Below are 22,339 nucleotides of genomic sequence, written 5' to 3' on the forward strand. Positions count from 1 at the left end.
AGTCAATCTGCAACACCCCACTATCGCGCTTCAACCATCCATACGATTGATCACATTCTGAAATGTCTTATCAAATGAACGCTTCACGCTCAACCTTCATCCATAGTGGTCAAAGAACCGCACCGTTTCAGAGTGACAGCGCGACAACTGATTATTTAGATTTGCCTTGGTGTTCGGACGAAGGTTTAGACTTAATTTGTTTTACGACAAGTGGAACAAATTACGGAAACATTAGGAGGATATTCATAATGTTATATGATAAATTACTGGAGCCAATCACGTTTGCTAACGGAACGCAGAGTTTCAACCGAATCATGATGGCACCAATGTGTGATGATTCTTCAGACAATGGTTATGTGACCGCTGGACAACTCACTTATATGCGTGCACGAGCTGCCAATGCTGGCATTATGGTGACTGGATACGCCTACGTCAATGATTCTGGCATTCAAGTTGCTGGTCAGTTGAGTGCTGCTCACGATAATCGTGTGGCAGGATTGCGTGAACTAGCCACTGCCATGAAGTCAAAGGGGGCTCGTGCCATCCTGCAATTATCACATGCGGGACGTGATTCCGGTCCTTCTCAGGCAGCTGGTAAACGTGTGTATGCACCTAGTAAGATGGATTTTCCATGGCTCGACTATGACGTGGATGAAATGACCACGACTGATATTGAAAACGTCATCCATGATTTTCAAGATGCGACCCAACGTGCGATTGACGCTGGCTTTGACGGGGTTGAGATTCACGATTGCCACCATGATTTACTGCAACAATTCTTCTCAGCCTATTCAAACCATCGCAATGATCAATGGGGTGGAAGCTTAGAACGGCGGATGGCCTTCCCACTTGCCGTTCTGAAAGCGGTTAAAGAAACAATTGCGACCGCCAATAAACCAGACTTTATCCTCGGATGGCGGATTAGTCCTGAAGAAGTTCACGGCGAAAACGTCGGTTACCACGTTGCAGAAATGGTCGAGCAAACAAAGGCGGCCATTGCGATTGGCATCGACTACTTGAATGTCTCTCTATCTGGCGGATTAAATTACCACTTCAATGAAGGCCCGAAAGGCTCAAAACAAACCTTTGCTGAAATCTTCCACAACTTGACAGCGGGTCACTGCCCCGTCTTTATCGGCGCCCACGTCCATACCGCGGATGACGCATTAGCAGCCGTAACAGTCGCTGATGGGACTTACATTGGCAGAGCACTGTTAATTGACCCAGATTTCACACAAAAGATTAAAGAAGGCCGTTCTCAGGATATTATCACGACGATTACGCATCAGGAGATGTCCCATCGTGATTTACCGGCAGGCCTCATTGAAAATTATGCTCATCCCGACCGTTTCCAAAAAGGGATTCCATTACCTGGCCTAACCTTCTAATTTAACTGAAAAATAGTAAAAGTAAAACCGGCTTTCAATTGTGAAGACCGGTTTTTTGCAGGTTCTGTAAGGCTAAAACAGTCGACTGGTTTGGTGAGCACCAATTTTCAGCCAGTTAGCTATCATTCATCATTTATGGCGGTGATAGTGAAAGACGAACCTGACAGGTGTTGTTGCCACAGTTTGAAATAAATGATGACCCGCCCGTTTTGCCGACCGGACATCATCGATTACCTCGACCAAGTCCATATTCAGGTGGCACGCGACCTGGCTCCAGACATCAAACAACTTTTCATCAACATCTTTGGTCGGCGTTAACAGCACGAGCTGCTTGTAGCTGAATGGATTATCTGTTTTCAGCGCCAACATTCGAGTGACTAAAATACGCATCGCTGATTGATCGACCTGCTCTGGTATCCCGATGGCAAGAATGTCCGTATCCCTAACTGCTTCACAGATTCCCATGAACTCATCCTCGTCATCATCCGTTGGTGCAAGAAAGACCAGATGAGTTGCTAACTGAATTTGCTGATAAGGACACTGGGATGCGAATGTTTGTGTTAGCCGATTCAACGCAGCGTCTGGTTTCAAACTTGTATCTATTACTAATAGTTGTTGCATCGTTGACCTCTAAAGATTTGATTGACTTTGGCTCAAAAAAGCTAACATTAACTGAATTGCAACTTGTTCATTTCGCCCATAAAAGCCATGACCGGCTCCAGGTATTGGACGCAAAGTCGCCTGTGCATAATATCGAGCCGCACGTCGTGAATAACTGATTGGAACGACCCGATCCGCTTCACCATGAATAATCAAGACCGGGCGCGTGAAGTCAAACAAGTGTGCATAAATATCATAATTTAATAATGGTTCATAATATGCTCGACCAACCGCCATGAAAGCGTGCGGTATTTTTTCAGGAATGGCATCGATATCTTGATAATGCTTGCGGGCATCATCCGGGATAATAAATGCAGGGTACAATAATAGTAACCCGGCAATTTGCTGGTTCAGATCATTCGCAACCATTGCAGCAACCGCGCCACCCTGACTTTCACCAGCAAGGTATAACTGGCTCGCATCAACTTCAGGGCGTTGCCGTAGCACTCTCACAACACGTCGCAAATCATCTGCTTCTGTAAAAATAGACATCTCAAGTGTTGATCCCGTACTCCAGCCAGTAATACTACCGCCGCTGAAATCAAACGTATAAACGGTGTAGCCACTTGCCGCCAATTGTTGTGCGTAGCCAGCCACAAAACTCACATCCTCACCTAAGCCTGGGCAAAAAATAATCGTCGGATGTTGGCGCCCATCAGCATGGTAATAAAGTTGACCAACAAGTGTTGTCTGCTTTCGTTGAATATTGACCGTTTTCACCTTGGTGTCCGGCATTCCACATTTCTCCTTTCCGCTAACCGATTAGTGATGACCTAGAACAGTAGTTGGCAATTTACAACCATTTTTATCGTCACGTCTACTGACTATCCCCAGTCCCACCATGTTAACGATTAAAATCATAAACCTTCGCCTAAACTTCAAGGCAACTATTTTCCACGATTTTTATCACTTTATTTGTCATGAATCATGATTAAATCATTCTATTTTCTAAGTTCAAAAGCCGCCAGCTGAGACCCGCTGGAAACAGTGCGAGTTACCGTAAACTTGCTGTCGTGGAGATGTCCTACGCCGGCTTCCAGGCATTCTGGGCAATGGCCGGAACGTGGTGGACACAGATTTAAGCCGACAACCCACGTCTTAAATACTGGTCTTTCACTAACCAAGCACAAGACGCTTGCTAAGTGAAATTTCACCACTGGGCCTTGCCCAGAACACCTTCCAGCCTGGATGGTATTCGAAAGGCAGACATGTGCGGACCCAATTTTTAATGGACTGATTGCTGATTTATATCAAACAGTACAGCTGTTATCTAACTGTCAGATTTGTTTTATCTAAAACTTTTTTCTTAATCATTAGGCTATCGTCTAGTCTCGTCAGTACAGGAGTGTGTTGATTACTATCCTTTACTTGATATGTTTTCGAATCAGACTAAATATGAACTACTTAATGCTTTGAAATCAGTAATCCTGTCATTTACTAACAAGGTAGTTTCGATTAGATCCGCTCAACAAAATCTTGGCCTGCAAATTCCAGATGAATTTTATTGCCATCATCGATACCAACTCAAAGTTTGTCTGAAGAACCCGTCACCTAGTATTTTAGTGGTCAGTTACACCAAGTTAGATGGCCGTTCATCCGCCATTCGAGCGGCTTCCCGACTGGAGGGGCTGGCTGACAATGCTCAAGGGCGAAATTCTTCTTGTCCGGGTGGGGTTCCCGGGCTAGAAGAAGACTCGTATTTGAAATTGCGCAGTGATCTTCTGCGTGAGTTCAAATCGATGTCCGCCGTGTTCCAGCGTTGTCAGCCGGCCCCGGAAGTCGGACTAAGACGCGCATCGGCTGACGAACAACAATCCAAACTGGCACTTTTCAATCATCTTTAATGCTAAGGAATAACCAGCACAACGCGTATGCACCGCATAATATAAAAGTGAGCCATTAAGATGTTTGGACACTTAAGGGCTCACTCTAACCAAAGTGGTTTTATTTAAAGTATTTTTCGATAATGCGCGGTTTGTTGGCGGTAAAGCCCTGCTCTAATTCGGCACCTGCATCAGTTGCTAACTGTTGCAACACAGGAACGCTATCCGTCACAGAACTGCTAGCACTCGTTACAAACGGAATAATCCGCTTACCTTTAAAATCGTTTTGCTCGAACAAAGAATGAATAATCATTGGGGGTTGATACCACCAGGTCGGAAATCCAACATAGATGACATCATAGGCCGTTAAATCACTAGTCAGAGGCCGAATTTCAGGGTGAATCGCCTGGTCCTTCTCTCCCTCTGCACGTTTGCCAGCAGCCTGATAATCGCTTGAGTATGGGACTACTGGCTGAATTTCTTCAATATCGGCACCACTCAATTGCTGTACTTGTTGCGCCGCCCGCTTGGTATTACCAGACCAAGAAAAATATAACACTAATGCTTTTTGCTCATCTGCCATTTAAGCTATCCCTTTCCATACTGACATCATCACTATTGACGCTATTCTTCAAAACAGCCGTTCTACGCCATGACCAGTTGTCCAATCAGTGTCAGCCCGTTCCAAGAGCCAGCGTCAAGTGTGATAATTGACTTTTCTGGTAATTCAAGATGCCGTATTCGGATACGACACTAACTCACATCAAACATTGCGCCAATCATTTGGTGCCCATCATCTATAGAACAACTATTTGGTGCTAATCACCATAGACTTCTTTGGCTAAACCGAACGCGGACCAGGCCTTTGGCCACCCGGCATAAAATGCCAGCTGCGTAATCAGTGCAACCATCTCATCCTTGGTAACACCATGCTTTTTGGCCAGCTTCATGTGTGACGATAATTGAGGGAACAACCCCTGCGACATCAATGAAGCGCAAGTAATCATACTCCGGTCATGCAACGAAAGCTCAGACTCTCGCGACCAAACTTCGCCAAATAAAACATCATCATTAAGTGCAGCAAATTGAGGTGCAAATTCACCTAAATTGTCACGTCCAGCTGTTTGTTTTTCTGCCATAATCAATCAAGCCTCCAAGTTATTGTAAGCGTCGTCTGTTACGGGTTCTAACCACTCTGCCGTACCAGCCGTAATTGCGATATGTTCGAACCAACTATCTTTGGTTGCACCATGCCAGTGTTTGACCCCGTCCTTCGTCACAACAACATCACCCGCAACTAAGTGCCGTGGTTTCTGGCCAGCTTCCTGATACCAGCCTTCGCCACCAGTAACAAGTAGGATTTGAAAACCGTTATGATGAATATGCCAATTATTCCGGCATCCAGGTTCAAAAGTCACGTTGCCGACATGCACATTGACATCTGGATCAGAAACCAGTCCTTTTAAATAACTTTGCCCGATAAAATATTGCTGAAAAGCCGTGTTCGGTTCTCCAACTGGAAAAATAACGCCATCTTTTACTTCTGAATTTTTGACCATTCAAATCATCCTTTCATTCAAATTATTGCAAGATTCACGCGTCGTGGACATCATCTAAAATGCGTTCACTGGATTCAGGAAACAACTTTTCGGCTTCGTTTCGCAGAATATGATCCTGAAAATGGTCGATCTTATAGGATAAATAATCAATCGTTTGTTTGGTTTGATTCAGTTGTTCTTGCAACTCTGTTCGTTGCTCAATCAACAAATCGCGTCGTGCTTCCGCAGTCATGCCATCCTGGTGTAATAATTTCATATATTCAATCAAGGATTCAATCGACATCCCGGCTCGCCGTAACGTTTTAACATAGTAAATCCAATTCATGTCATTATCATCGTAATCACGATAACCACTTTCATTTCGATGAATTGGTGGTAGAATCCCAATTCGTTCCCAGTAACGTAAAGTGTCCTTTGTTACTTTAAATTGTTTACTAACTGCGTTAATATTCATTGCTTCACCTCTCTGCAGATTAATTCATACCAATCTCTCAATTGCTTTCTCACACCGTTTATATTGTTAAGTATAAACCTTGGTGTGAACTCCAAGGCAAGGCACAATTCAATTAATCTGCGATGCAATTCGTCTCTTGTCAAATGGTCATCATTTAGTTATGACATCACGATGTGCCAAATACCGTTCGTGGACGATCACTAAGCCCATAATGCAATCGACCGCCACAAGCATCCACATCATTGGCAGCCAAGCAACCGCCACGAGTAACAAGAGGGTCAACAAGATAACCAGTATCCCCGACAGCCCCGTTCCGCGGCCACTTACGGCAATTTTTTCGATGGCCCACATCACTAGCAAGCTACCAAATAACAATCCAGAGAAGGCTAACTTCAGCGTTAAGGTCGCTTCATCCAACGCTAAATGCAATGCGATCCCCATGCCAAAAATCAAGAAGATATCCAAAATAAAGAGCCAACTAGTCATAATAACCTTGATTGAAGAAGACAACGTGATATGCAGTTCCCCTAGAATCAAATAATAACTGCCACTGACTAACGCAATCAGGATAATACAAATAATAAACTGACTGAGGGCCACAGACTGACCACTTTCGGCAACGGCTTCATACAAACCCGCAATAATTTCACCTAATGCGATCATGGTCATCAGCCCGTAACGCTCAATGAGTGAATCCTTAACGACGTGTGTCATATTAGTTTGTTGATATTCACGTTCCAAATTAGGGTTAGCAAAGAAAACATCACCGAGATTAAAGATCAACGCCAATACAATTATCGCAATAGACCACCGATTGGGGGTAAATAGGCTGATAATGAGCAACCCCGCTGAAACTAGGTGGACATTCGCCCAAACCCGCGATGCAGGTCCATGAATTCGATCATAGTGTGCAATACCAAACCAGACTGCAGCAAGCATCAGCTCAATCAGTAAGAACGCAATCGTCAGATGAGTGTAATTACCATGTAGCGCTTCTGGAATAAAAATCGCACCGATTCCTGTGAATATCATCTGAACATTAATGATAATGACGTTTAAAATTGAACCATTGCCGTGATTATCAAAGTACCCGGAAGTCTCACTCCATCCCCAGAGAAACCACCAAAATATCAACGTTGCATTCAAAATCGTGGTCCAAGACAAATGTTCGACGAGCCCATCAGTGATTCGTGAGAAAACGACGGCAAATATTAAATCATAAAATAATTCCAACCAACTGATTTTACGACCATCGATTTGGTCGTCAATCGTACGTGGCCGGCCTAAAAAATTAAACACGCTCATAATCTCCTGTCATAATTTTATTTATAAAAAATAGCTATAACCTACTTGAGATTATAGCTATTATATAAATTTCAGGCAAGAATATGCGTCATGCCAATTGATTACATGACTTGCTTACTTGGGCGAATGATGATTTCATTGATTGAAGCATCAGCTGGTGCATTAATTGCAAATGCAATCGATTCAGCCACCCGTTCTGGGGAGATGGCGAACAAATCATAGAATTGTTCCGTCCCCTTCTTCACTTCTTCATCAGTAATTGAGTTCGTTAATTCCGTAGCAATGGCACCTGGAGAGACGACCGTCACCCGAATATTGCTTCCAGCTTGAGCTTCTTCTTGGCGAAGTCCTTCACTAATTGCAAGCACCGCCTGCTTAGTTGCGCTATAGACTGCTGAACCAGGTCCAACGATGTGTCCTGCAATTGATGAGGTATTAATGAAATGACCAGATTGTTGTTCACGCATAATGCCAAGGGCTGCATTAATGCCATAGAGCACACCCTTTTCATTGACATCGATCATTCGATTCCAATCTGTAACTTTACCCTCAGCTAAGACAGACTGTGGCATTAAACCAGCGTTATTCATCCAAACATCAATCCGACCATAGGCATCAACAGCTTTCTTCGCGAGTTGCTTGACCGAGTCTAAATCGGTGACATCCGTGACCGCATATGTTGCTTCGCCGCCTGCGTTTTCAATTGCTTGCGTAATTTCTTGAAGTCGTGCTTCACGCCGAGCACCTAAGACTAATTGATTGCCTTGGCTAGCTAATAATTTGGCAGTGGCTTCACCAATACCACTAGACGCACCTGTAATGACGATAACTTTTTTTGACATATAATTAAACACTCCTTATCTTTAATACAATATGTAGCATATACCTTGGTCTGAACTCCAAGGCAAGCCAGAAACTTCGCAATTTTTAAAGACCACTTTTCCGACTGACTAGCCACCCACTTTTGCGTCAGCTCGCCGACCATCACATCGACAAATCAACTCGCACAAGAGCTGTCTTGGTTCCATTTACAAAACAGAAAATGCCGACTATTTCAACAGAGAAATAATCGGCATTTTATTCGAAGCGATTGCTTACCTAGCTAAGATTATAGACGTGTACTTAACCAGTCTAATAATTTGTGTAATTCTTCTTCCACGTATTCAGGCTTCCAATAAGTCTCAATATGATGGGCACCTTGAATCAGATATAACTCTTTGTCCTGAGTCCCAGTCGCATTTGCATAGGCACCTTCACTTAAATAGAGTGAATCGGCTGCAGATCCCGCCATCATGAGCAATGGCACATTAATCAGTTCCATCCGCGTTGACGCGTCAAAGGTCATTAGTTTCATTAAGCTGCTGACACGATAAACACCAGTTGCATTTGGATGAACATGCGTCTGGGCATAGTATTCATAACCTTCTCGATACATATCAAATGGTAACTTAGCCACTTGTTCAGGTTGCATTTGTGCCATATCAGGCGTATATGGCGTCTTTTCACCACGTACTTCCGCCTCACGTGCTTCTGAAGCCTTTTGCAACCGCTCTTGAATCGTATTGGCTTCTGACAGAACGAATCCATCGCGTCGAACTGCACCAGTATTAAAAGCAGATAACGTTGCGACTACCTTGAACCGTTTGTCACTCTGACCGGCAGCTAATGTATAGCCACCGCCGCCGCAAATCCCAAAGGCCCCTAACCGACTGTAGTCAACACCAGGAAATACAGAAAGTGCATCTGCCATTCCATGAATATCTTCTACACGAGAAGCAGGATCATCCGTCAAACGAGGCTGTCCACCTGAAGCACCTTGATAGGCAGCATCCGCCGCAATCGTGATGTAGCCATTTTCTACCAAGCGTTGGGCAAATAACCCGGCAACTTGTTCCTTAACCCCACCATTTGGATGAGCGACAGTCAATGCAGGGTAAGATTTACTTGGATCATAATCAGCCGGCGTATAAATATTGACCGCAATTTTGATACCATTCAAATCATAGCTGACTGGATGAATATTCACCTTGCCGGCTTCATTTTTGGTAATTGCATCTGCGTATACTAGACCCCAAGGATTATCCTTGACGGTTGTAATTTCACTAGTTGGAACATCGTGTAGTTCAAATTTACTCATTATTGCTGATCTCCTTAGGTTATTTTGGTAGTTATCCTAATTAACGTTTTAATCATAAAGTATGAAGTGCACACCAAGGCAAGCATTTAAACATTAATTTTTGCATTATTTGCCACCTCGTCTTTAAACGACCATGATTGTTCAAACGTCTGAAACAATCAGCATCTTGCTTGTGGCTAAAATATTCGGTGCCTACTTCTACCATTGAATGGCGACGGATTGCTTAATAAAACGATGGTTTGGCTAAATTTTCTGAGCCCGTCTCAATAATAGCGACATTTTCATTCTGATGCGTTGTCGGTGCTTTGACCATATCGGTAATAAAGTGGGCCACGGCCTGGCGAGAGACTTGTGCACCAGTAACTGGAGTACCGAATGGGACCAGCGTATAATCGGTTTTGGCCGCATTGTTATAGAGCATCGACATTCGAACGTAGGTGTAATCGATCGCATTGTCTTGATCTAAAGCAGCAATGGCGTCGCGTTCAGGCTGCCGATTGGTAAAGTAGGCCATCATCGACTTGCCCCATTCACCAAACTTACCACCAACTTCATTATAAAGACCGATCGTACCAGAGATTACTAAGCGCCGAATTCCGGCCTTTTTCATGGCTGCTGCAGTCGCATTCATTGCTTCTGCGGTCGGTGTATTCAGGAAGACAAAATCTTGTCCGACCATGGCTTGGTTTAAAGTCGCTTCATCCAAAATATCGCCATCTACCAAGTGTTCTCGCTGATCATCAATCACAGTAATTCGCTGTGTCACATGATGACCATAGAGCGTTAGCTGGGCAGTTGTTTCATTAAGTAACCGCTCAATTAAATAACTTGAGATCTGACCCGTTGCACCTAAAATAATGACATTCATTTGATATTTCCTCCTAATAAAAACTTGGTTTACGCCATGCGGTATCTGGTTCACCGATACCTAAACTTTCACGATGGTAATCTTGTTTACCAGTCAACAAATCAGTGACTAACTGTGCCACACCCTCGCGAGTCACCTGCGATTCAGTAAAGGGTTGCCCCTTTGTCGTCAGATGAACTTGAGTGTGTTGCGCGTCGTTATACATCCAGGTAATTCGTAACAGGACATAGTCAAGGGGACTACCCTCAATAACGTCAGCTGCTTGCCGATACTTGGATTGCCAAACCTTGCCCATTTGTTGCCGATACCACGCTGCGAATGGGCCCGCAACTTCTTGGTAGAGATCCGGCACACTAGCTGCAATGAACCGTGACACCTTCATTTTCTCTAGGACGTCAACAATTGGCTTAACCAATGCATCACCGGCAACATAGTTGAGATATACAGCATCCACACCTTGCTTCAACGCATCTTGGATTTTGACGACATCTTCAAATGTGCCATCTACTAAGTCAACTCGTTCACTAGCCTTTTCAGCTAAGCGCGTCGAAACGTTGCGCCCATATAACACGAGCTGGAAATCCGTTTGGTCAAGTAAATCATCTGTCAATAGTCGTGCGACTTGTCCGGCCGCACCTAGAATCATAATTTTCATCAAAAAATCTCCCTCGTTGGTTTACTTCAATGTAAAATATATACCTTTGAGTGCAGTCCATAGCAAGGATTGACACTCTAATTGCCATTATTTATTTTGTTTAACAAATTTATCGATAGCCTGGTCATCATTGGCAGTTAATCCCTTATGAAGGGTAATTTGCTTGTTCTTGATCATTTTCTTCAAATAGGGCATGCTCTCACTTATATTACTGGAAGCACTGGTCGTGAACGGAATAATCGTTTTATTTTTCAGCTGAACGTCATCAAAAAAAGAATTGATCAGCATTGGTGGACGATGGAACCAAGTCGGAAAACCGAGCCAAATGGTTTGGTACTGCGACAAATCGACGTTTAATTTCGCCAGCTCGGGATGTTGATTTCGATCAACTTGAGCTTTAGCAGTACTAGCCATTTTCGTATATTCTTTTGAATAGGCTTGCTTAGGTTTCAAAGCAACTGTTTTAACGCCTAATTGTTGCCCAATCTTTTGTGCAGCTTGTTTTGTCGTTCCGGTTTCAGAGAAATAGATCACGATTGTTTTTTGAGTTGCCCGCTTACCCTTTCGATTGGTTGTCTGATGCGCTTGACGGTCTTCCCGAGATTGATTGTCGGAATGATTATGAACCACGAAACTTACACCCACAATCACTAGAATAATGACGCCAATTAGTCCAATCGTTCCCCTAATTTTCATCGGCATTTTCCTCTGCTTTATCTTAGAATGTTGTTAGTGTAAACCTTGGTCTGCGCTTCAAGGCAACAAATTAATTTCTAAATTCAATATTCGCTCAGTGGAATTCAGTGCCGGAATTCAATTCGAATGCGCCATAATCAACCTATTTGAGCGCGCAAAAAAAGCCGGCTCACACCGACTTTCAGCTCACTCACTATTCTTCTAATTGCCGAATTGCTTTGGCCGGCACTCCCGCCACGAGCGTATTATCCGGCACATCATGCGTGACGACTGCGCCAGCTGCGACAACAACGTTATTACCGATCGTCACGCCGGATGTAATCGTGACCTTGCCACCAATCCAGACATCATTACCAATTGTCACGGGATGGCCCTGAGCGAGGTTGGCACGGCGACCACTCGCTGTCAGTGGATGATTGACCGTGTAAATATCGACATTGGGGCCAATCATCACGTTGTCACCAATGTGTACCGGCGCAATATCCAAAATTGTTAAATTGTAATTACTCAAAAAGTTGTCGCCAACGTGAATGTTACGACCATTATCGCAGTTAAAATTGGCTTGCACTGATAAATTATCGCCATAGCTCCCCAAAATTTCCTGCATCTTAGCCGTCTGCGCAGCCGGATCTGTCGCAGGAATTTGGTTGAATTCCTGACACAACTTAGCCGCCCGCGCCTTTTGAGCCGCAACGCCGCTATCCTTGAATTGGTACCATTCACCAGCTGCTAATTTGCTTAATTCTGACATTTAGGTCAACCTCCCGTGGTTTATTAATAAGGTTAGTTTACAACTTAGAGCTAGCTCGAAGTCAAACACCAACACGAGCTTTCCAGCCAATAATATTAAAAAGCACCACCACGAAGAGTCCCACATAAGACAAGCCAACACTAAATCGACCCACATTCGAATTCGAATTCGTTCATTTCGCCAACTTTGAAGGCAATTAAAAAAACGATTAGGCTATCTTCCAGCCTAATCGTTCTCCATTCAATTGCGTTAATTACGAATACGTGTCAATTAATTGTTGTAACGCTTGATTATCGGCCGCCGTCCCAATCGTCAGGCGTAACCAACCTGGCCGTAACCCGGTCCGAATCAGGTAACCATGGTGTAATAAGTAATCGGCGAGGCGGTCGGCATCTGGGTACTCAAAGAAGATAAAGTTAGCGCCAGATTGGTCGTAAGTAATTTGCTGTTCGTCAAAGAATTTTGTCCACTTAGCCCGCTCAGTCGCATTTTTTTGGACAGTGGCTGCCACAAAATCGGGATCATTAAGCGCCGCCAAAGCAGCGACTTGGGCCAACGAGTTCACATTATAGGGCAAGCGAACGGTCTGCATCGTCGCCGCATACCGCTGATTGAAGACGGCATAGCCGACGCGGAAGTTTGCGAGTCCATATGCCTTAGAAAAGGTCCGCATGACAACGACATTCTCGTATTTGGCGGGCAGCTGCATCGCAGTCACCTGTGCCGCATCAGCTGCAAAATCAATGTACGCTTCGTCGATCAACACCATCGTCTCTTGGGGCACCTGCTGGATGAAGGCTTCAATGTCGGCTAACGATTCCACCGTTCCAGTCGGATTATTGGGATTACATAACCAGACCATCTTGACTTGCGGCGTGATTGCGGCGGCTAACGCCTTGAAGTCAACGTGATCGTTGGCTAAAGTTGGCACGCTGACTAGCTTGGCATCCTCGATTTCAGCGTGCAGTCCGTACTCTGAAAAGGTCGGTGCGGAGACGATGACTTGGTCACCAGCCCCCAAGAACGTCCGCGATAACATGACGATCATTTCGTCGAGGCCGACGCTAAACACGATGCTATCAGGGTCGATCCGTTGCTGCTTAGCGACCGCCGTACGCAAGGCTTGAGCATCCGCATCCGGATAACGATTACTCTGAGTAAAGTCCCAATTTTTAATCGCAGTCGCCACCGCTGGCGAGGTCCCGTATGGATTTTCGTTGGCTGATAACCGCACCAACCGTGGTAATCCTAATTCGGCTTGCAACGTGGCTAATGTTTTTTCTGGCACATAGGCTGCTAACTGTTCGATGCTTGCTTTCATCCAACTACCTCCTATAAGTTCTTGATTTCAGGACGATCCTTGTAATCACTCATCTTGCCTTCACGCTTGGCGAGTTCAGTCTTGATCTGGTCAAAACTAACGCCGCGTTCGACGAGTAGCACGAGCACGTGATAGAGTAAGTCGGCCGTTTCATAGGTCAATTCATCGTCGCCAGGATTCTTCGCCGCCACGATGACTTCCGTTGATTCTTCGCCGACCTTTTTCAAAATCTTGTCGAGCCCCTTAGTGAACAGGTAGTCCGTGTAAGACCCCTTCTTAGGCGTTGCTTTCCGTTGTTTGATCAATTCGTATAATTCTTCCATGTTTTGCATATTCGACACCACTTTCTTCTATTATATAGATATCATTTGTTAACCCAGTCAGCATCATCAATTAAGACACTGACCGTCACATTTACTAAACATCATCGATTGAGACTCTGACCGTCACATTCTACTGAACATTATCGATTGCCGGTTTGCTAACGCGCACACTGGCTAAAACGCCGGCCATGCGTCATCCGGCAAACACCGTGTTAATCTGGCACTTCACCAACTACTTGACCGGGTTGAAAAAACAACTCGTGTGGCCGGTGTGACAAGCTGGCCCGTGGGGATGGACTGAGACTAGCAACGTATCTTGGTCACAATCCAGCGTCATATTGACAACGTCTTGAACATTGCCACTCGTTTCACCCTTGTGCCAGAGTTCTTGGCGTGAGCGTGACCAAAACCACGTTTGCCCGGAACTTAACGTTCGTTGGTAACTTTCGGCGTTCATCCACGCGACCATCAAGACGTCCTTGGTATCGGCGTCCGTTACGACCGTCGTGAGTAAGCCATTACCCTTCTCAAAATCTGGTTTCATCGAACCACGACCCCACTTTCCTTTAAGGCGGCTTTAACATCCGCAATCGTCAACTCACCGAAGTGAAAGACGGAAGCAGCAAGTGCACCGTCGACCGTTGTCTCTGCGAACACATCGACAAAGTCTTGCAGGTTACCGGCACCCCCGCTGGCGATGATTGGTACGTTGACCGCGGCACCAAGCGCCTGATAGAGCTTGGCATCAAAGCCGGCTTTCGTGCCATCGCGATCCATGCTAGTCACCAACAACTCACCAGCGCCTAAGTCGACGGCTTGTTTGGCCCATTCGATTGCATCTAAATCGGTCGCTTGCTGACCACCGTGGGTATAAACGCGATACTGCTGAGCTTGCTCATCCCAGGCAGCGTCGATAGCGACCACGATACACTGATTGCCGAATTTTTCAGCTCCGGCCCGAATCAAGTCAGGATTGGCAACCGCTGCCGAATTGATGGCCGTTTTGTCCGCCCCAGCCCGCAGAATCCGTTGCATATCCGCCACACTGGTGATGCCGCCACCAATCGTCAGTGGCATGAAGACTTGCGCGGAGACCTGTTCGACCATCGTCGCCATCGTCTCGCGATGTTCATTAGTCGCCGCGATGTCTAAGAAGACCAGTTCGTCGGCCCCCTGTTGTTGATACGCAGCGGCAATTTCGACTGGATCGCCAACATCAGTCAGATTGACAAAATTAACGCCCTTTTTAACGCGGCCATCGGCAACATCCAGACAGGGAATAATTCGTTTAGCTATCATGCTTCCACCTCCGCTAATGCTGCCAGGGTCACGCCGCCCTGAGCCAGTGCCTTACCGATGATGACATCCTTAAAGCCACTGGCCTGCAAGACTTGCACATCCGTCAAATCGCGAATTCCACCGCTGGCAATTAGATTTGCAGTTGGCACCTGGGCTTGCAATTCTTCGTACAAGCCTAAGTTCGGTCCCTGCATCGTGCCATCACGAGCAACGTCAGTCACGATAAAGTGGCGGGCGCCACTGGCCGTCATGGCTTTCATCAAGGTGCTCATCTTCGTTTGTGACTGTTCCAACCAGCCCTTGATAGCGACGTAACCGTCCGTCCCATCGATGCCGATGACGATCCGTTCACCACCGAATTCGGCTAAGAGCCGTTTGACCAATTCAGGGTCCGTCAATGCCACCGACCCTAAAATCAGACGGTCGATGCCGAGTTTCAAATAACGGGTTGCGAGTTCATAGGTCCGAATCCCACCACCTAATTCGATGGTGCCCTTAAAGGCCTTGCGAATTGCGGCAATCGTGGCATAATTCTCCGGCTGTCCCGATTTGGCGCCATCCAAGTCGACCATGTGGAGATGCGTCAATCCGGCCGCGTTAATTTGTTGCGCTTGGGCCACCGGATCAGGATTGATCAACGTGGCCTGTTTAAAATCACCTTGGTAGAGTCGAACACTCTGGCCGGCTCGTAAATCAATTGCTGGAAAAATCATTTGCACTCACCATTTCCTTAAAAGCTGCTAGTTGTTGTAACCCGACCTGACCACTCTTCTCAGGGTGAAACTGCATGCCAATCACATTTTGGCGTTGCACGATGCTGGGAACCGTCACCCCATGTTCCACGGTCGCCACGATTTCAGCGCGCGGACAAACCGCATAGTAGGAGTGAACAAAATAAGTATAAGCGGCATCGATGCTGGCAAAGGCACTGTTTGGACGTTGGAGGTCGTTTTGGTTCCAGCCCATCTGCGGTACTTTGACGTTCAAGTCATCCGGAATGGCAGCGACGTGCCCGCGTAGTAGTCCCAGACCGGCATGTTTGCCGTACTCCGAGCTGCTTTCAAATAGCAGTTGCATGCCCAAACAAATCCCTAAAATCGGCTTGCCGTTTTGAGCGAGTCCCTGCAACACGCCGACGAGCTGCCGTTCTTTTAAGGCATCCATCGCAGCTGCAAACGCTCCAACTCCCGGTAAAATAACAGCATCGGCACTCGCCAACTGTTGTGGGTCAGCGGTCAAAACGGTCGGCACTTGTAAGTAATCAAAGGCTTTCTTCAGATTACGGGTGTTGCCCGTATCATAATCGACGATTGCGAACATTAAATCACGCCTTTCGTGGAGTTGACCCCCTGAATTTCAGGATTGATCGTCACGGCCGCCCGCATGGCACGACCAAACGCTTTGAACAAACTTTCAACTTTGTGGTGGGTATTGCGCCCGTATAAAATGCGTGCGTGTAAATTCATCTCGGCGGCAAATGCGACGGCTTGGAAGAAGTCTTCGACCGTTTCAGTATCCAGACCACCGAGTCGCGGATTCGTGAGTTCGGCGTCAAAGACTAAGTAGGACCGCCCGCTCAAGTCAACGCTGACTTGGCCTAAGGTTTCATCCATTGGCACAAACTCGGTGCCGTACCGTTCGATGCCCTGCTTGTCACCCAAGGCTTGCTTGAAGCACTCGCCGAGCACGATGCCAGTATCTTCCGTTGTGTGGTGCGGATCAACATCCAAGTCACCGTGGCACTTGACGACTAACCCAAAGCGACCGTGCTTAGCAAATAGGTTCAACATGTGGTTCAAAAAGCCGATGCCCGTATCAATTTCAATGCCACTCTGTTCGTCTAAATTCAAACTAATTTCAATCTGTGTTTCCTTGGTTTCACGTTTAATCGTTGCTTGTCGCATGTGCATTTCCTCCTCGTCTCATCACCGGCTGGCTGTTAGTCGCCGGCACCAACCAACAATTAGCAGGTCTTAATCATAGTAAGTGTCAAACCGACTCTCGATCGCACGAGCGTGGCCTTCCAAGCCTTCGACCCGCGCTAAAGTCGTGATTGCGGGCGCTTCTTTGGCTAAGGCGTCTTTGGTGTATTGAATAAAGGACGTCCGCTTAACGAAATCATACACGCCGAGCGGTGACGAGAACCGCGCCGTCCCACTAGTTGGCAGGATGTGGTTGGGACCCGCAACGTAGTCTCCGAGTGGTTCGGAGGCGTACCGGCCTAAGAAGACGGAACCCGCATTTTTGATCAGATTTAAGTACTGCGTTGGATTCTTCAATTGGACTTCCAAGTGTTCGGGCGCTACTGTGTTCATCAGGTCAAACATGTCTTCGACCTTCGAGACTACCGCGATAAACCCTTTTTCATCGACGGCGGCCGTGGCAATGTCCTCACGTGGTAACACGTTCAATTGTGACGTCACATTGTCACTCACCGCTTGGGCTAAATCCGCACTATCGGTAATCAAGATCGGCCGTGCCCGCTTGTCATGTTCAGCTTGGCTCAATAAATCAGCCGCTAACTGCCGGGGATCCGCGGAATCATCCGCTAAGATACCGATTTCTGATGGCCCGGCCACCATGTCGATGGCCACCTGACCAAAGACTTGTTTCTTGGCTGTTGCCACAAAGATGTTCCCAGGGCCGATAATCTTGTCGACCGCCGGAATCGTTTCAGTCCCATAGGCTAACGCGGCGATGGCTTGGGCGCCACCAACTTGATAAATCGCGTCGACACCGGCGATTTTTGCTGCGGCCAGCACGGCGGGATTAATGCCGTCGACTTGTGGCGGGGTGACCATGATGACTTCATTGACACCCGCGATTTTGGCCGGTAAGGCACTCATTAGTAACGTTGATGGATAGGCGGCGGTGCCACCTGGAACGTATAAACCGACCCGATTGAGTGGCAGTAACTTTTGTCCCCGTAGGACGCCAGGTTGTTCAGCATCAATAAAGCCTGTTGCCTTTTCCTTTTCGTGGAAACTGGTGATGTTGCGTTTGGCTAATAACAAGGCATCCTTCACTTTGGGATCCAAATTGTCATAGGCGTCATCAATCACGGCTTGTGATAGCTTGAAGTCGGTCAGCTTAACCTGATCGAACTGGGCTTCGTAATCCTTGACGGCCGCATCGCCGTTTTTGATCACGTTGGCAATAATATCGCGTACCGCGGATTCAACCTTTAAATCGGTCAACTGTTGGGTCTTGGTTTGAACTAAACGTTTTAAACTGGCTAAATCTTCATTAATAATTTTCATTAGGCAAACTCCTTTGGATTATTCGCGGCGACCACTGCAGCTAACCGATCAACTAAATCATAAATGGCGGTTTGTTGCTGTTTGAGCGCTAAGCGGTTGACCACTAACCGGGTCGAAACTGGTTGTAAATAGTCATAAATTTGTAAATGGTTCTCACGAATCGTGGTCCCCGTCTCGGTGATGTCGACGATGGCATCCGCCAAACCGGTCAACGGTGCTAATTCGACCGAGCCTTCAATCTTAATAATTTCAACGTCTTGACCCAAACGATCAAAATAACGTTGGGTAATCAAGGGGTACTTGGTGCCGATGATCTTGCGCCGTGGTGCGACCGGATCGAAGTCGGCGGTCGATGCCAACACGAATTGGCACTTGCCCACGCCCAGATCTAACAATTCGTACTGGGTACTCTCGTGTTCGGTCAAAATATCACTACCAACGATACCGATATCGGCAGCGCCCCGTTCGAGGAAGGTCGTGACGTCTGGCCCCTTTGCCAAAATAAACTCATAAGGCTGGGTCTTGGAATCAAAAATCAATCGGCGCTGCTTGTTGCGGACTTGCGAACAATCCAATCCGGCCTGTTCCAGTAATGGGAGGACTTGTTGTTCAACGCGGCCCTTGGTCAACGCAATTTTCAAACGTGGTTCAGTCATTGGTCACACCTCCAGTTAAATCAATCAGTTGCGCATTCAAACGTTGTGCTTCGATGCGCGCCCCTGCTAAGTCATCCGCCAAACTCAAAATGGCGTGCGGTTGTTTTGCTAAGTAGGCCTCCGCTTGTGGCCATTGTTCAGGTTCAAAGTAAATCAATTGTTCGGCGTAAGCGGTCTGTTGGTCGGTGGCTAAAGTCGTTAACAAGTCGACGTTTAGCCCCATCCCGACGGCCGGTTCTGCTTCCGCTTGAAAGTTCGTCAGTAGTTTGTCATAACGACCACCGCTGAACAGGTAGCCGGCACCTGCTTGTGAATAACCCCGAAAAGTCAGGCCAGTATAGTATTTTTGTGGGGCTTGACTACTCAAGTCCACTGAAACGGCTTGTGCTGGCATCGTCTTTTGCATCCAGGCCACCACTGTTTGCAGGCGCTTAAGACTTGGTTGCACGCTGGCCGGTAGTGGTGCTGCGGCTAATTCTTTGAAGATCCGTTCTGGTCGTCCAAACAACCGTGGCCAGGCTTTGAGAAAATCATATAAAGGTTGGGAACGGTACTTGGCAATCAAATTCGTGTAGCGTGGCACTTGCTTGTCGAACAAGGCGGTTAAAATAGCCTGTTGGGCTGCATCATCGCTGGTCAAACTGGCGACGACCCGTTGCGCAAACTGGGCATCCCCTAATTCGATTTCGACGGCATCGGCAATCAGTTCGCTTGAAAGCTGGTTAGCAATCGTCAAACATTCAAACTCTGCTTTCAACGAGGCATAACCAACTAATTCGACCCCCGCTTGCGTGATTTGGTTATATGAGCCAGATAATTGGCGACTCACTCGGAAGATATCACCGACGTAGCCGAACTTTTGTGGTAACGGCACGTTGGTCGCGCTAATGAAGCGAGCGACGGGTAAAGTCATGTCTGGCCGTAAGACCAACGTGCGACCGTCATTGCTAAATAACCGGTAGAGCTGATAATTGCCCATCTGGTACGGATCAAATACCGCTTCATTCTCTAATAACGGCGTTGCAATTGGCGCGAGCCCCCGTTGCTTGAAATGGGCTTGGATCACCGCAATCAGGTGTTGCTTCGTCCGTGCCCGCCGACCAAATTCATCCCGGGTTCCTAATGGTAATAAATGTTTCAACATAATTTACGCCTCCTAAAACGTCGTTATTATTCAAACTAATCAGAATTAATTCACTTTGTTATCGATTAAACACTTTAATTAACTGTTTGCGCACCTACCGCGATACCGCGTTTTCCCCGCAAGCAATGACTTGAGCGAACCGTTGAAACTAAAAAAACGCCCTCTTAGCAATGTGCTAAAAGGACGTTTTCGCGTGGTTCCACCTTATTTTATCTACCGCTCGCACGGCAGACCTCATGTTGATCAAGTCAACTTGGATAACGAAACCAATTCGGCTAAGGCTAATGAGACTGGTTCACCCTAGCAGTTCATAGATGTGTGTTCGTTAAGCCTGTCTGTCCGGTTCTCAGCTACCCGGGCTCTCTGGATGAGGAAGACTTAATTACTTGTTCTAATCACAACCGTTTATTAAAATTTGATTAGTCGTTTAATTTATAATTCATTGTAATCACTAAACTGACGGCTGTCAACCCTTAATTAATTTTTTTATGAGATGATAGCCACGCCCGACGCTGGCAATGTCGTGGGCATCCGAGCCGTAAACCAGCGGAATAGCCCGCCTTTGCGCACGTTGTAGAATCTGTTCACCAGGATAAAAATCATTACAATATGGTTTGTAGAGTCCGGCCAAATTTAAATCTAACTGCCGCCCCTGCTGCTGCACTAGCGCCAATATTTGATCCACCAATTTGAGATTATCGGCATCCAGCGGTTCAGTTAGTCCAAAGTAATCTTGGTATTTGCGTACCAAACTCATGTGACCGATTCGTTGCGGTGCGTACGAGCCCAAGTCTGCTTGGACTGACGCTAAGACGGTCCGATAATACTGTTCAAACACGCGTTGGGGCGTCTTGAGCCACTGCCCAAACCCCGCCGAAAAATCATCGGTCGACATATCGACACACCAGAAATGCGCTCGCAAGCCCCGCATAAAGTGCACGGACAAGATACTTTCCTGCGTCTGCGGACCATAAGTATTCAAAAAGTCCCGCGTCCAGGCCACGTGATCCGGTAAGAAGTCGACTTCAAACCCAACGGAGATCTCGATTTGATCAGCATACTTGGCTTTGAGTTCGTTGGCCAAGTTCAAATACGTCTCGACCTGATCCAAACGTAATGACGCTTCCGTATAACCTTCGAGTGTCCCTTCATATTGCTCACGAAATGCTGGCGGCAACGGTGCGTGCTCGGTGATGCAGTAGCGTTTAAATCCTAACTGAATCGCCCGCTGAACCATCTTTTCCGTCGCTTCCCCACTCCCATGCGGACATAATTCCGTATGCGTATGTCCATCCATTAACATACCCTCATCACCCTCTCATAAATTAGGCTTATTCAACCATACTTCTTTGTGATGCGCAAGCATTGGTCAAACTCATGTCATCTGTTCTTTATGAATGATGGTTAACAGGCTTAAGGTCAAAAGCGGCCAGCTGAGACCCGCTGGAAAATAAGGCGAGTTCGCGTAAACCTGATTTGTGCTTCCGTCCTACGACGGCTTACAGGCATTTCTGACAACGCTGGAACGTGGTGGACACAGATTTAAGCCGAAAAACCACGTCTTAAATACTGGTCTTCCACTAACCAAGCACAAAACGCTTGCTAAGTGGAATTTCACCACTGAGCATTGTCAGAAATACCTTCCAGCCTGGATGGTATTGGAAAGGCAGACATTTGTGGACCCAATTTTAAATGAACTGGTCGTTGATATTTTGTACACGCCATGTTGGCATTCTGCTGTAAGACTGGCAATCTTCGAGGCAATCTTGCTGTATTTCAATTCTGCGAACCTTCAGCATTACTGAAGGTTGTACAGATTTTGTCTAATCGCCTGGGATGACAAAATTTGGAATTTTGAACGAAGATTATTTCAACGACTAAATTCAAAAACAGTATCAAATTTGTGACATTGAGAATAGTGAACGATATTCGTGTGATCTTCTCAGCACCCAAATCCCCTAAGGCATCATCGGTTCCACATTAAAAGTTTGCCTGAAGGACCGCGTACCTAATATCCAGTGATCACTTGCACCCAGATAG

The 22,339-nt window shown here is 46.5% G+C and carries 26 protein-coding genes and 1 other annotated feature; of the genes, 2 read left to right on the forward strand and 24 right to left on the reverse strand.

The genetic code is table 11. The features are described from left to right. Positions 1–248: 248 nt before the first annotated feature. Positions 249–1,388 carry an NADH-dependent oxidoreductase gene (locus tag MZO40_RS08375; protein WP_165861029.1) on the forward strand — a complete coding sequence of 380 codons (1,140 nt, stop codon included), beginning with the start codon at positions 249–251 and terminating at the stop codon, positions 1,386–1,388. A 129-nt stretch (positions 1,389–1,517) separates the two neighbouring features. Here MZO40_RS08375 and MZO40_RS08380 read toward each other — a convergent pair whose 3' ends face one another. Together MZO40_RS08380 and MZO40_RS08385 are read right to left on the reverse strand one after the other, a co-directional pair. Continuing rightward, positions 1,518–2,009, reverse strand: a complete 492-nt coding sequence (locus MZO40_RS08380) for a hypothetical protein (RefSeq protein WP_056952727.1) — start codon at positions 2,007–2,009, stop codon at positions 1,518–1,520. 9 nt (positions 2,010–2,018) lie between these two features. Then, positions 2,019–2,783: an alpha/beta hydrolase gene (locus MZO40_RS08385; protein ID WP_105960855.1), complete on the reverse strand. Its 765-nt coding sequence runs from the start codon at positions 2,781–2,783 to the stop codon at positions 2,019–2,021. Positions 2,784–3,460: 677 nt separating this feature from the next. On the opposite strand from MZO40_RS08385, the gene MZO40_RS08390 reads away from it, so the two are divergent. Further along, positions 3,461–3,892 carry a hypothetical protein gene (locus MZO40_RS08390; protein WP_146128280.1) on the forward strand — a complete coding sequence of 144 codons (432 nt, stop codon included), beginning with the start codon at positions 3,461–3,463 and terminating at the stop codon, positions 3,890–3,892. A gap of 100 nt (positions 3,893–3,992) precedes the next feature. On the opposite strand, the gene MZO40_RS08395 is transcribed toward MZO40_RS08390, so the two are convergent. The 22 genes from MZO40_RS08395 to hisJ form a co-directional block, all read right to left on the reverse strand. Then, complete coding sequence (locus MZO40_RS08395; RefSeq protein WP_105961681.1) at positions 3,993–4,454, reverse strand: flavodoxin; 462 nt, start codon at positions 4,452–4,454, stop codon at positions 3,993–3,995. 235 nt (positions 4,455–4,689) lie between these two features. Further along, positions 4,690–5,010, reverse strand: a complete 321-nt coding sequence (locus tag MZO40_RS08400; RefSeq protein WP_021337765.1) for a carboxymuconolactone decarboxylase family protein — start codon at positions 5,008–5,010, stop codon at positions 4,690–4,692. A 6-nt stretch (positions 5,011–5,016) separates the two neighbouring features. Then, entirely contained in the window at positions 5,017–5,430 is a 414-nt protein-coding gene (locus MZO40_RS08405) for a cupin domain-containing protein (protein WP_050339488.1), read from the reverse strand. Positions 5,431–5,464: 34 nt separating this feature from the next. Further along, positions 5,465–5,884, reverse strand: a complete 420-nt coding sequence (locus MZO40_RS08410; protein ID WP_050339489.1) for a MerR family transcriptional regulator — start codon at positions 5,882–5,884, stop codon at positions 5,465–5,467. A 150-nt stretch (positions 5,885–6,034) separates the two neighbouring features. Further along, a complete protein-coding gene (locus tag MZO40_RS08415) occupies positions 6,035–7,183 on the reverse strand; it encodes a low temperature requirement protein A (protein WP_065674817.1) in 1,149 nt (382 codons plus the stop codon). A gap of 107 nt (positions 7,184–7,290) precedes the next feature. Continuing rightward, on the reverse strand, positions 7,291–8,031 hold the full coding sequence (locus tag MZO40_RS08420) for an SDR family oxidoreductase (RefSeq protein WP_105961682.1): 741 nt from the start codon (positions 8,029–8,031) through the stop codon (positions 7,291–7,293). 266 nt (positions 8,032–8,297) lie between these two features. Beyond that, positions 8,298–9,326, reverse strand: a complete 1,029-nt coding sequence (locus MZO40_RS08425) for an alpha/beta hydrolase (RefSeq protein WP_252133218.1) — start codon at positions 9,324–9,326, stop codon at positions 8,298–8,300. Between the two features lie 223 nt (positions 9,327–9,549). Further along, on the reverse strand, positions 9,550–10,194 hold the full coding sequence (locus tag MZO40_RS08430; RefSeq protein ID WP_105961683.1) for an NAD(P)H-binding protein: 645 nt from the start codon (positions 10,192–10,194) through the stop codon (positions 9,550–9,552). Between the two features lie 13 nt (positions 10,195–10,207). Beyond that, positions 10,208–10,849 (reverse strand): NAD(P)H-binding protein, encoded by a 642-nt coding sequence (locus MZO40_RS08435; protein ID WP_122217835.1) that lies wholly within the window; start codon positions 10,847–10,849, stop codon positions 10,208–10,210. Between the two features lie 87 nt (positions 10,850–10,936). Further along, positions 10,937–11,545, reverse strand: coding sequence for a flavodoxin (locus MZO40_RS08440; protein ID WP_165861027.1), 609 nt, complete (start codon positions 11,543–11,545; stop codon positions 10,937–10,939). 193 nt (positions 11,546–11,738) lie between these two features. Beyond that, complete coding sequence (locus tag MZO40_RS08445) at positions 11,739–12,296, reverse strand: sugar O-acetyltransferase (RefSeq protein ID WP_105961686.1); 558 nt, start codon at positions 12,294–12,296, stop codon at positions 11,739–11,741. 253 nt (positions 12,297–12,549) lie between these two features. Further along, the gene (gene hisC / locus MZO40_RS08450) at positions 12,550–13,617 is read right to left on the reverse strand and encodes a histidinol-phosphate transaminase (RefSeq protein WP_105961687.1); all 1,068 of its coding nucleotides are present in this window, start codon (positions 13,615–13,617) and stop codon (positions 12,550–12,552) included. A gap of 11 nt (positions 13,618–13,628) precedes the next feature. Then, positions 13,629–13,949, reverse strand: coding sequence for a phosphoribosyl-ATP diphosphatase (gene hisE / locus MZO40_RS08455; RefSeq protein ID WP_088770986.1), 321 nt, complete (start codon positions 13,947–13,949; stop codon positions 13,629–13,631). A 223-nt stretch (positions 13,950–14,172) separates the two neighbouring features. Further along, the gene (hisI, locus tag MZO40_RS08460; RefSeq protein WP_105920798.1) at positions 14,173–14,484 is read right to left on the reverse strand and encodes a phosphoribosyl-AMP cyclohydrolase; all 312 of its coding nucleotides are present in this window, start codon (positions 14,482–14,484) and stop codon (positions 14,173–14,175) included. Next, positions 14,481–15,239, reverse strand: coding sequence for an imidazole glycerol phosphate synthase subunit HisF (gene hisF, locus MZO40_RS08465; protein ID WP_105961689.1), 759 nt, complete (start codon positions 15,237–15,239; stop codon positions 14,481–14,483). The genes hisI and hisF overlap by 4 nt, the downstream gene beginning before the upstream one ends. Beyond that, positions 15,236–15,952, reverse strand: a complete 717-nt coding sequence (gene hisA / locus MZO40_RS08470) for a 1-(5-phosphoribosyl)-5-[(5-phosphoribosylamino)methylideneamino]imidazole-4-carboxamide isomerase (protein WP_050339504.1) — start codon at positions 15,950–15,952, stop codon at positions 15,236–15,238. The genes hisF and hisA overlap by 4 nt, the downstream gene beginning before the upstream one ends. Then, positions 15,933–16,559 (reverse strand): imidazole glycerol phosphate synthase subunit HisH, encoded by a 627-nt coding sequence (gene hisH, locus MZO40_RS08475; RefSeq protein ID WP_252133219.1) that lies wholly within the window; start codon positions 16,557–16,559, stop codon positions 15,933–15,935. Before hisH ends, hisA begins: the two co-directional genes overlap by 20 nt. Next, the gene (hisB, locus tag MZO40_RS08480; RefSeq protein ID WP_050339506.1) at positions 16,559–17,143 is read right to left on the reverse strand and encodes an imidazoleglycerol-phosphate dehydratase HisB; all 585 of its coding nucleotides are present in this window, start codon (positions 17,141–17,143) and stop codon (positions 16,559–16,561) included. Before hisB ends, hisH begins: the two co-directional genes overlap by 1 nt. 69 nt (positions 17,144–17,212) lie before the next feature. Beyond that, positions 17,213–18,499, reverse strand: coding sequence for a histidinol dehydrogenase (gene hisD, locus MZO40_RS08485; protein ID WP_105924061.1), 1,287 nt, complete (start codon positions 18,497–18,499; stop codon positions 17,213–17,215). Further along, a complete protein-coding gene (hisG, locus tag MZO40_RS08490) occupies positions 18,499–19,155 on the reverse strand; it encodes an ATP phosphoribosyltransferase (RefSeq protein WP_003639306.1) in 657 nt (218 codons plus the stop codon). Before hisG ends, hisD begins: the two co-directional genes overlap by 1 nt. Further along, complete coding sequence (gene hisZ / locus MZO40_RS08495) at positions 19,148–20,299, reverse strand: ATP phosphoribosyltransferase regulatory subunit (protein WP_122217833.1); 1,152 nt, start codon at positions 20,297–20,299, stop codon at positions 19,148–19,150. Before hisZ ends, hisG begins: the two co-directional genes overlap by 8 nt. Before the next feature lie 176 nt (positions 20,300–20,475). Next, positions 20,476–20,707 (reverse strand) — a binding site (T-box leader). A gap of 58 nt (positions 20,708–20,765) precedes the next feature. Further along, a complete protein-coding gene (hisJ, locus tag MZO40_RS08500) occupies positions 20,766–21,602 on the reverse strand; it encodes a histidinol-phosphatase HisJ (RefSeq protein ID WP_105961692.1) in 837 nt (278 codons plus the stop codon). Positions 21,603–22,339 lie beyond the last annotated feature (737 nt).

This window comes from Lactiplantibacillus sp. B652 (assembly GCF_023806745.1).
GTDB lineage: Bacteria > Bacillota > Bacilli > Lactobacillales > Lactobacillaceae > Lactiplantibacillus > Lactiplantibacillus pentosus.

Bases quoted from the DNA above. Each gene is read 5' to 3' on its own strand.
- hisB (WP_050339506.1), bottom strand. From the start codon at position 17,143: ATGCGACAAGCAACGATTAAACGTGAAACCAAGGAAACACAGATTGAA.
- hisI (WP_105920798.1), bottom strand. From the start codon at position 14,484: ATGAAACCAGATTTTGAGAAGGGTAATGGCTTACTCACGACGGTCGTA.
- MZO40_RS08395 (WP_105961681.1), bottom strand. From the start codon at position 4,454: ATGGCAGATGAGCAAAAAGCATTAGTGTTATATTTTTCTTGGTCTGGT.
- MZO40_RS08380 (WP_056952727.1), bottom strand. From the start codon at position 2,009: ATGCAACAACTATTAGTAATAGATACAAGTTTGAAACCAGACGCTGCG.
- MZO40_RS08425 (WP_252133218.1), bottom strand. From the start codon at position 9,326: ATGAGTAAATTTGAACTACACGATGTTCCAACTAGTGAAATTACAACC.
- MZO40_RS08440 (WP_165861027.1), bottom strand. From the start codon at position 11,545: ATGAAAATTAGGGGAACGATTGGACTAATTGGCGTCATTATTCTAGTG.
- MZO40_RS08435 (WP_122217835.1), bottom strand. From the start codon at position 10,849: ATGAAAATTATGATTCTAGGTGCGGCCGGACAAGTCGCACGACTATTG.
- hisA (WP_050339504.1), bottom strand. From the start codon at position 15,952: ATGATTTTTCCAGCAATTGATTTACGAGCCGGCCAGAGTGTTCGACTC.
- hisE (WP_088770986.1), bottom strand. From the start codon at position 13,949: ATGCAAAACATGGAAGAATTATACGAATTGATCAAACAACGGAAAGCA.
- MZO40_RS08420 (WP_105961682.1), bottom strand. From the start codon at position 8,031: ATGTCAAAAAAAGTTATCGTCATTACAGGTGCGTCTAGTGGTATTGGT.
- hisJ (WP_105961692.1), bottom strand. From the start codon at position 21,602: ATGTTAATGGATGGACATACGCATACGGAATTATGTCCGCATGGGAGT.
- hisC (WP_105961687.1), bottom strand. From the start codon at position 13,617: ATGAAAGCAAGCATCGAACAGTTAGCAGCCTATGTGCCAGAAAAAACA.
- hisG (WP_003639306.1), bottom strand. From the start codon at position 19,155: ATGACTGAACCACGTTTGAAAATTGCGTTGACCAAGGGCCGCGTTGAA.
- hisD (WP_105924061.1), bottom strand. From the start codon at position 18,499: ATGAAAATTATTAATGAAGATTTAGCCAGTTTAAAACGTTTAGTTCAA.
- MZO40_RS08400 (WP_021337765.1), bottom strand. From the start codon at position 5,010: ATGGCAGAAAAACAAACAGCTGGACGTGACAATTTAGGTGAATTTGCA.
- hisZ (WP_122217833.1), bottom strand. From the start codon at position 20,299: ATGTTGAAACATTTATTACCATTAGGAACCCGGGATGAATTTGGTCGG.
- MZO40_RS08405 (WP_050339488.1), bottom strand. From the start codon at position 5,430: ATGGTCAAAAATTCAGAAGTAAAAGATGGCGTTATTTTTCCAGTTGGA.
- MZO40_RS08385 (WP_105960855.1), bottom strand. From the start codon at position 2,783: ATGCCGGACACCAAGGTGAAAACGGTCAATATTCAACGAAAGCAGACA.
- hisH (WP_252133219.1), bottom strand. From the start codon at position 16,559: ATGTTCGCAATCGTCGATTATGATACGGGCAACACCCGTAATCTGAAG.
- MZO40_RS08375 (WP_165861029.1), top strand. From the start codon at position 249: ATGTTATATGATAAATTACTGGAGCCAATCACGTTTGCTAACGGAACG.
- hisF (WP_105961689.1), bottom strand. From the start codon at position 15,239: ATGATAGCTAAACGAATTATTCCCTGTCTGGATGTTGCCGATGGCCGC.
- MZO40_RS08410 (WP_050339489.1), bottom strand. From the start codon at position 5,884: ATGAATATTAACGCAGTTAGTAAACAATTTAAAGTAACAAAGGACACT.
- MZO40_RS08445 (WP_105961686.1), bottom strand. From the start codon at position 12,296: ATGTCAGAATTAAGCAAATTAGCAGCTGGTGAATGGTACCAATTCAAG.
- MZO40_RS08430 (WP_105961683.1), bottom strand. From the start codon at position 10,194: ATGAATGTCATTATTTTAGGTGCAACGGGTCAGATCTCAAGTTATTTA.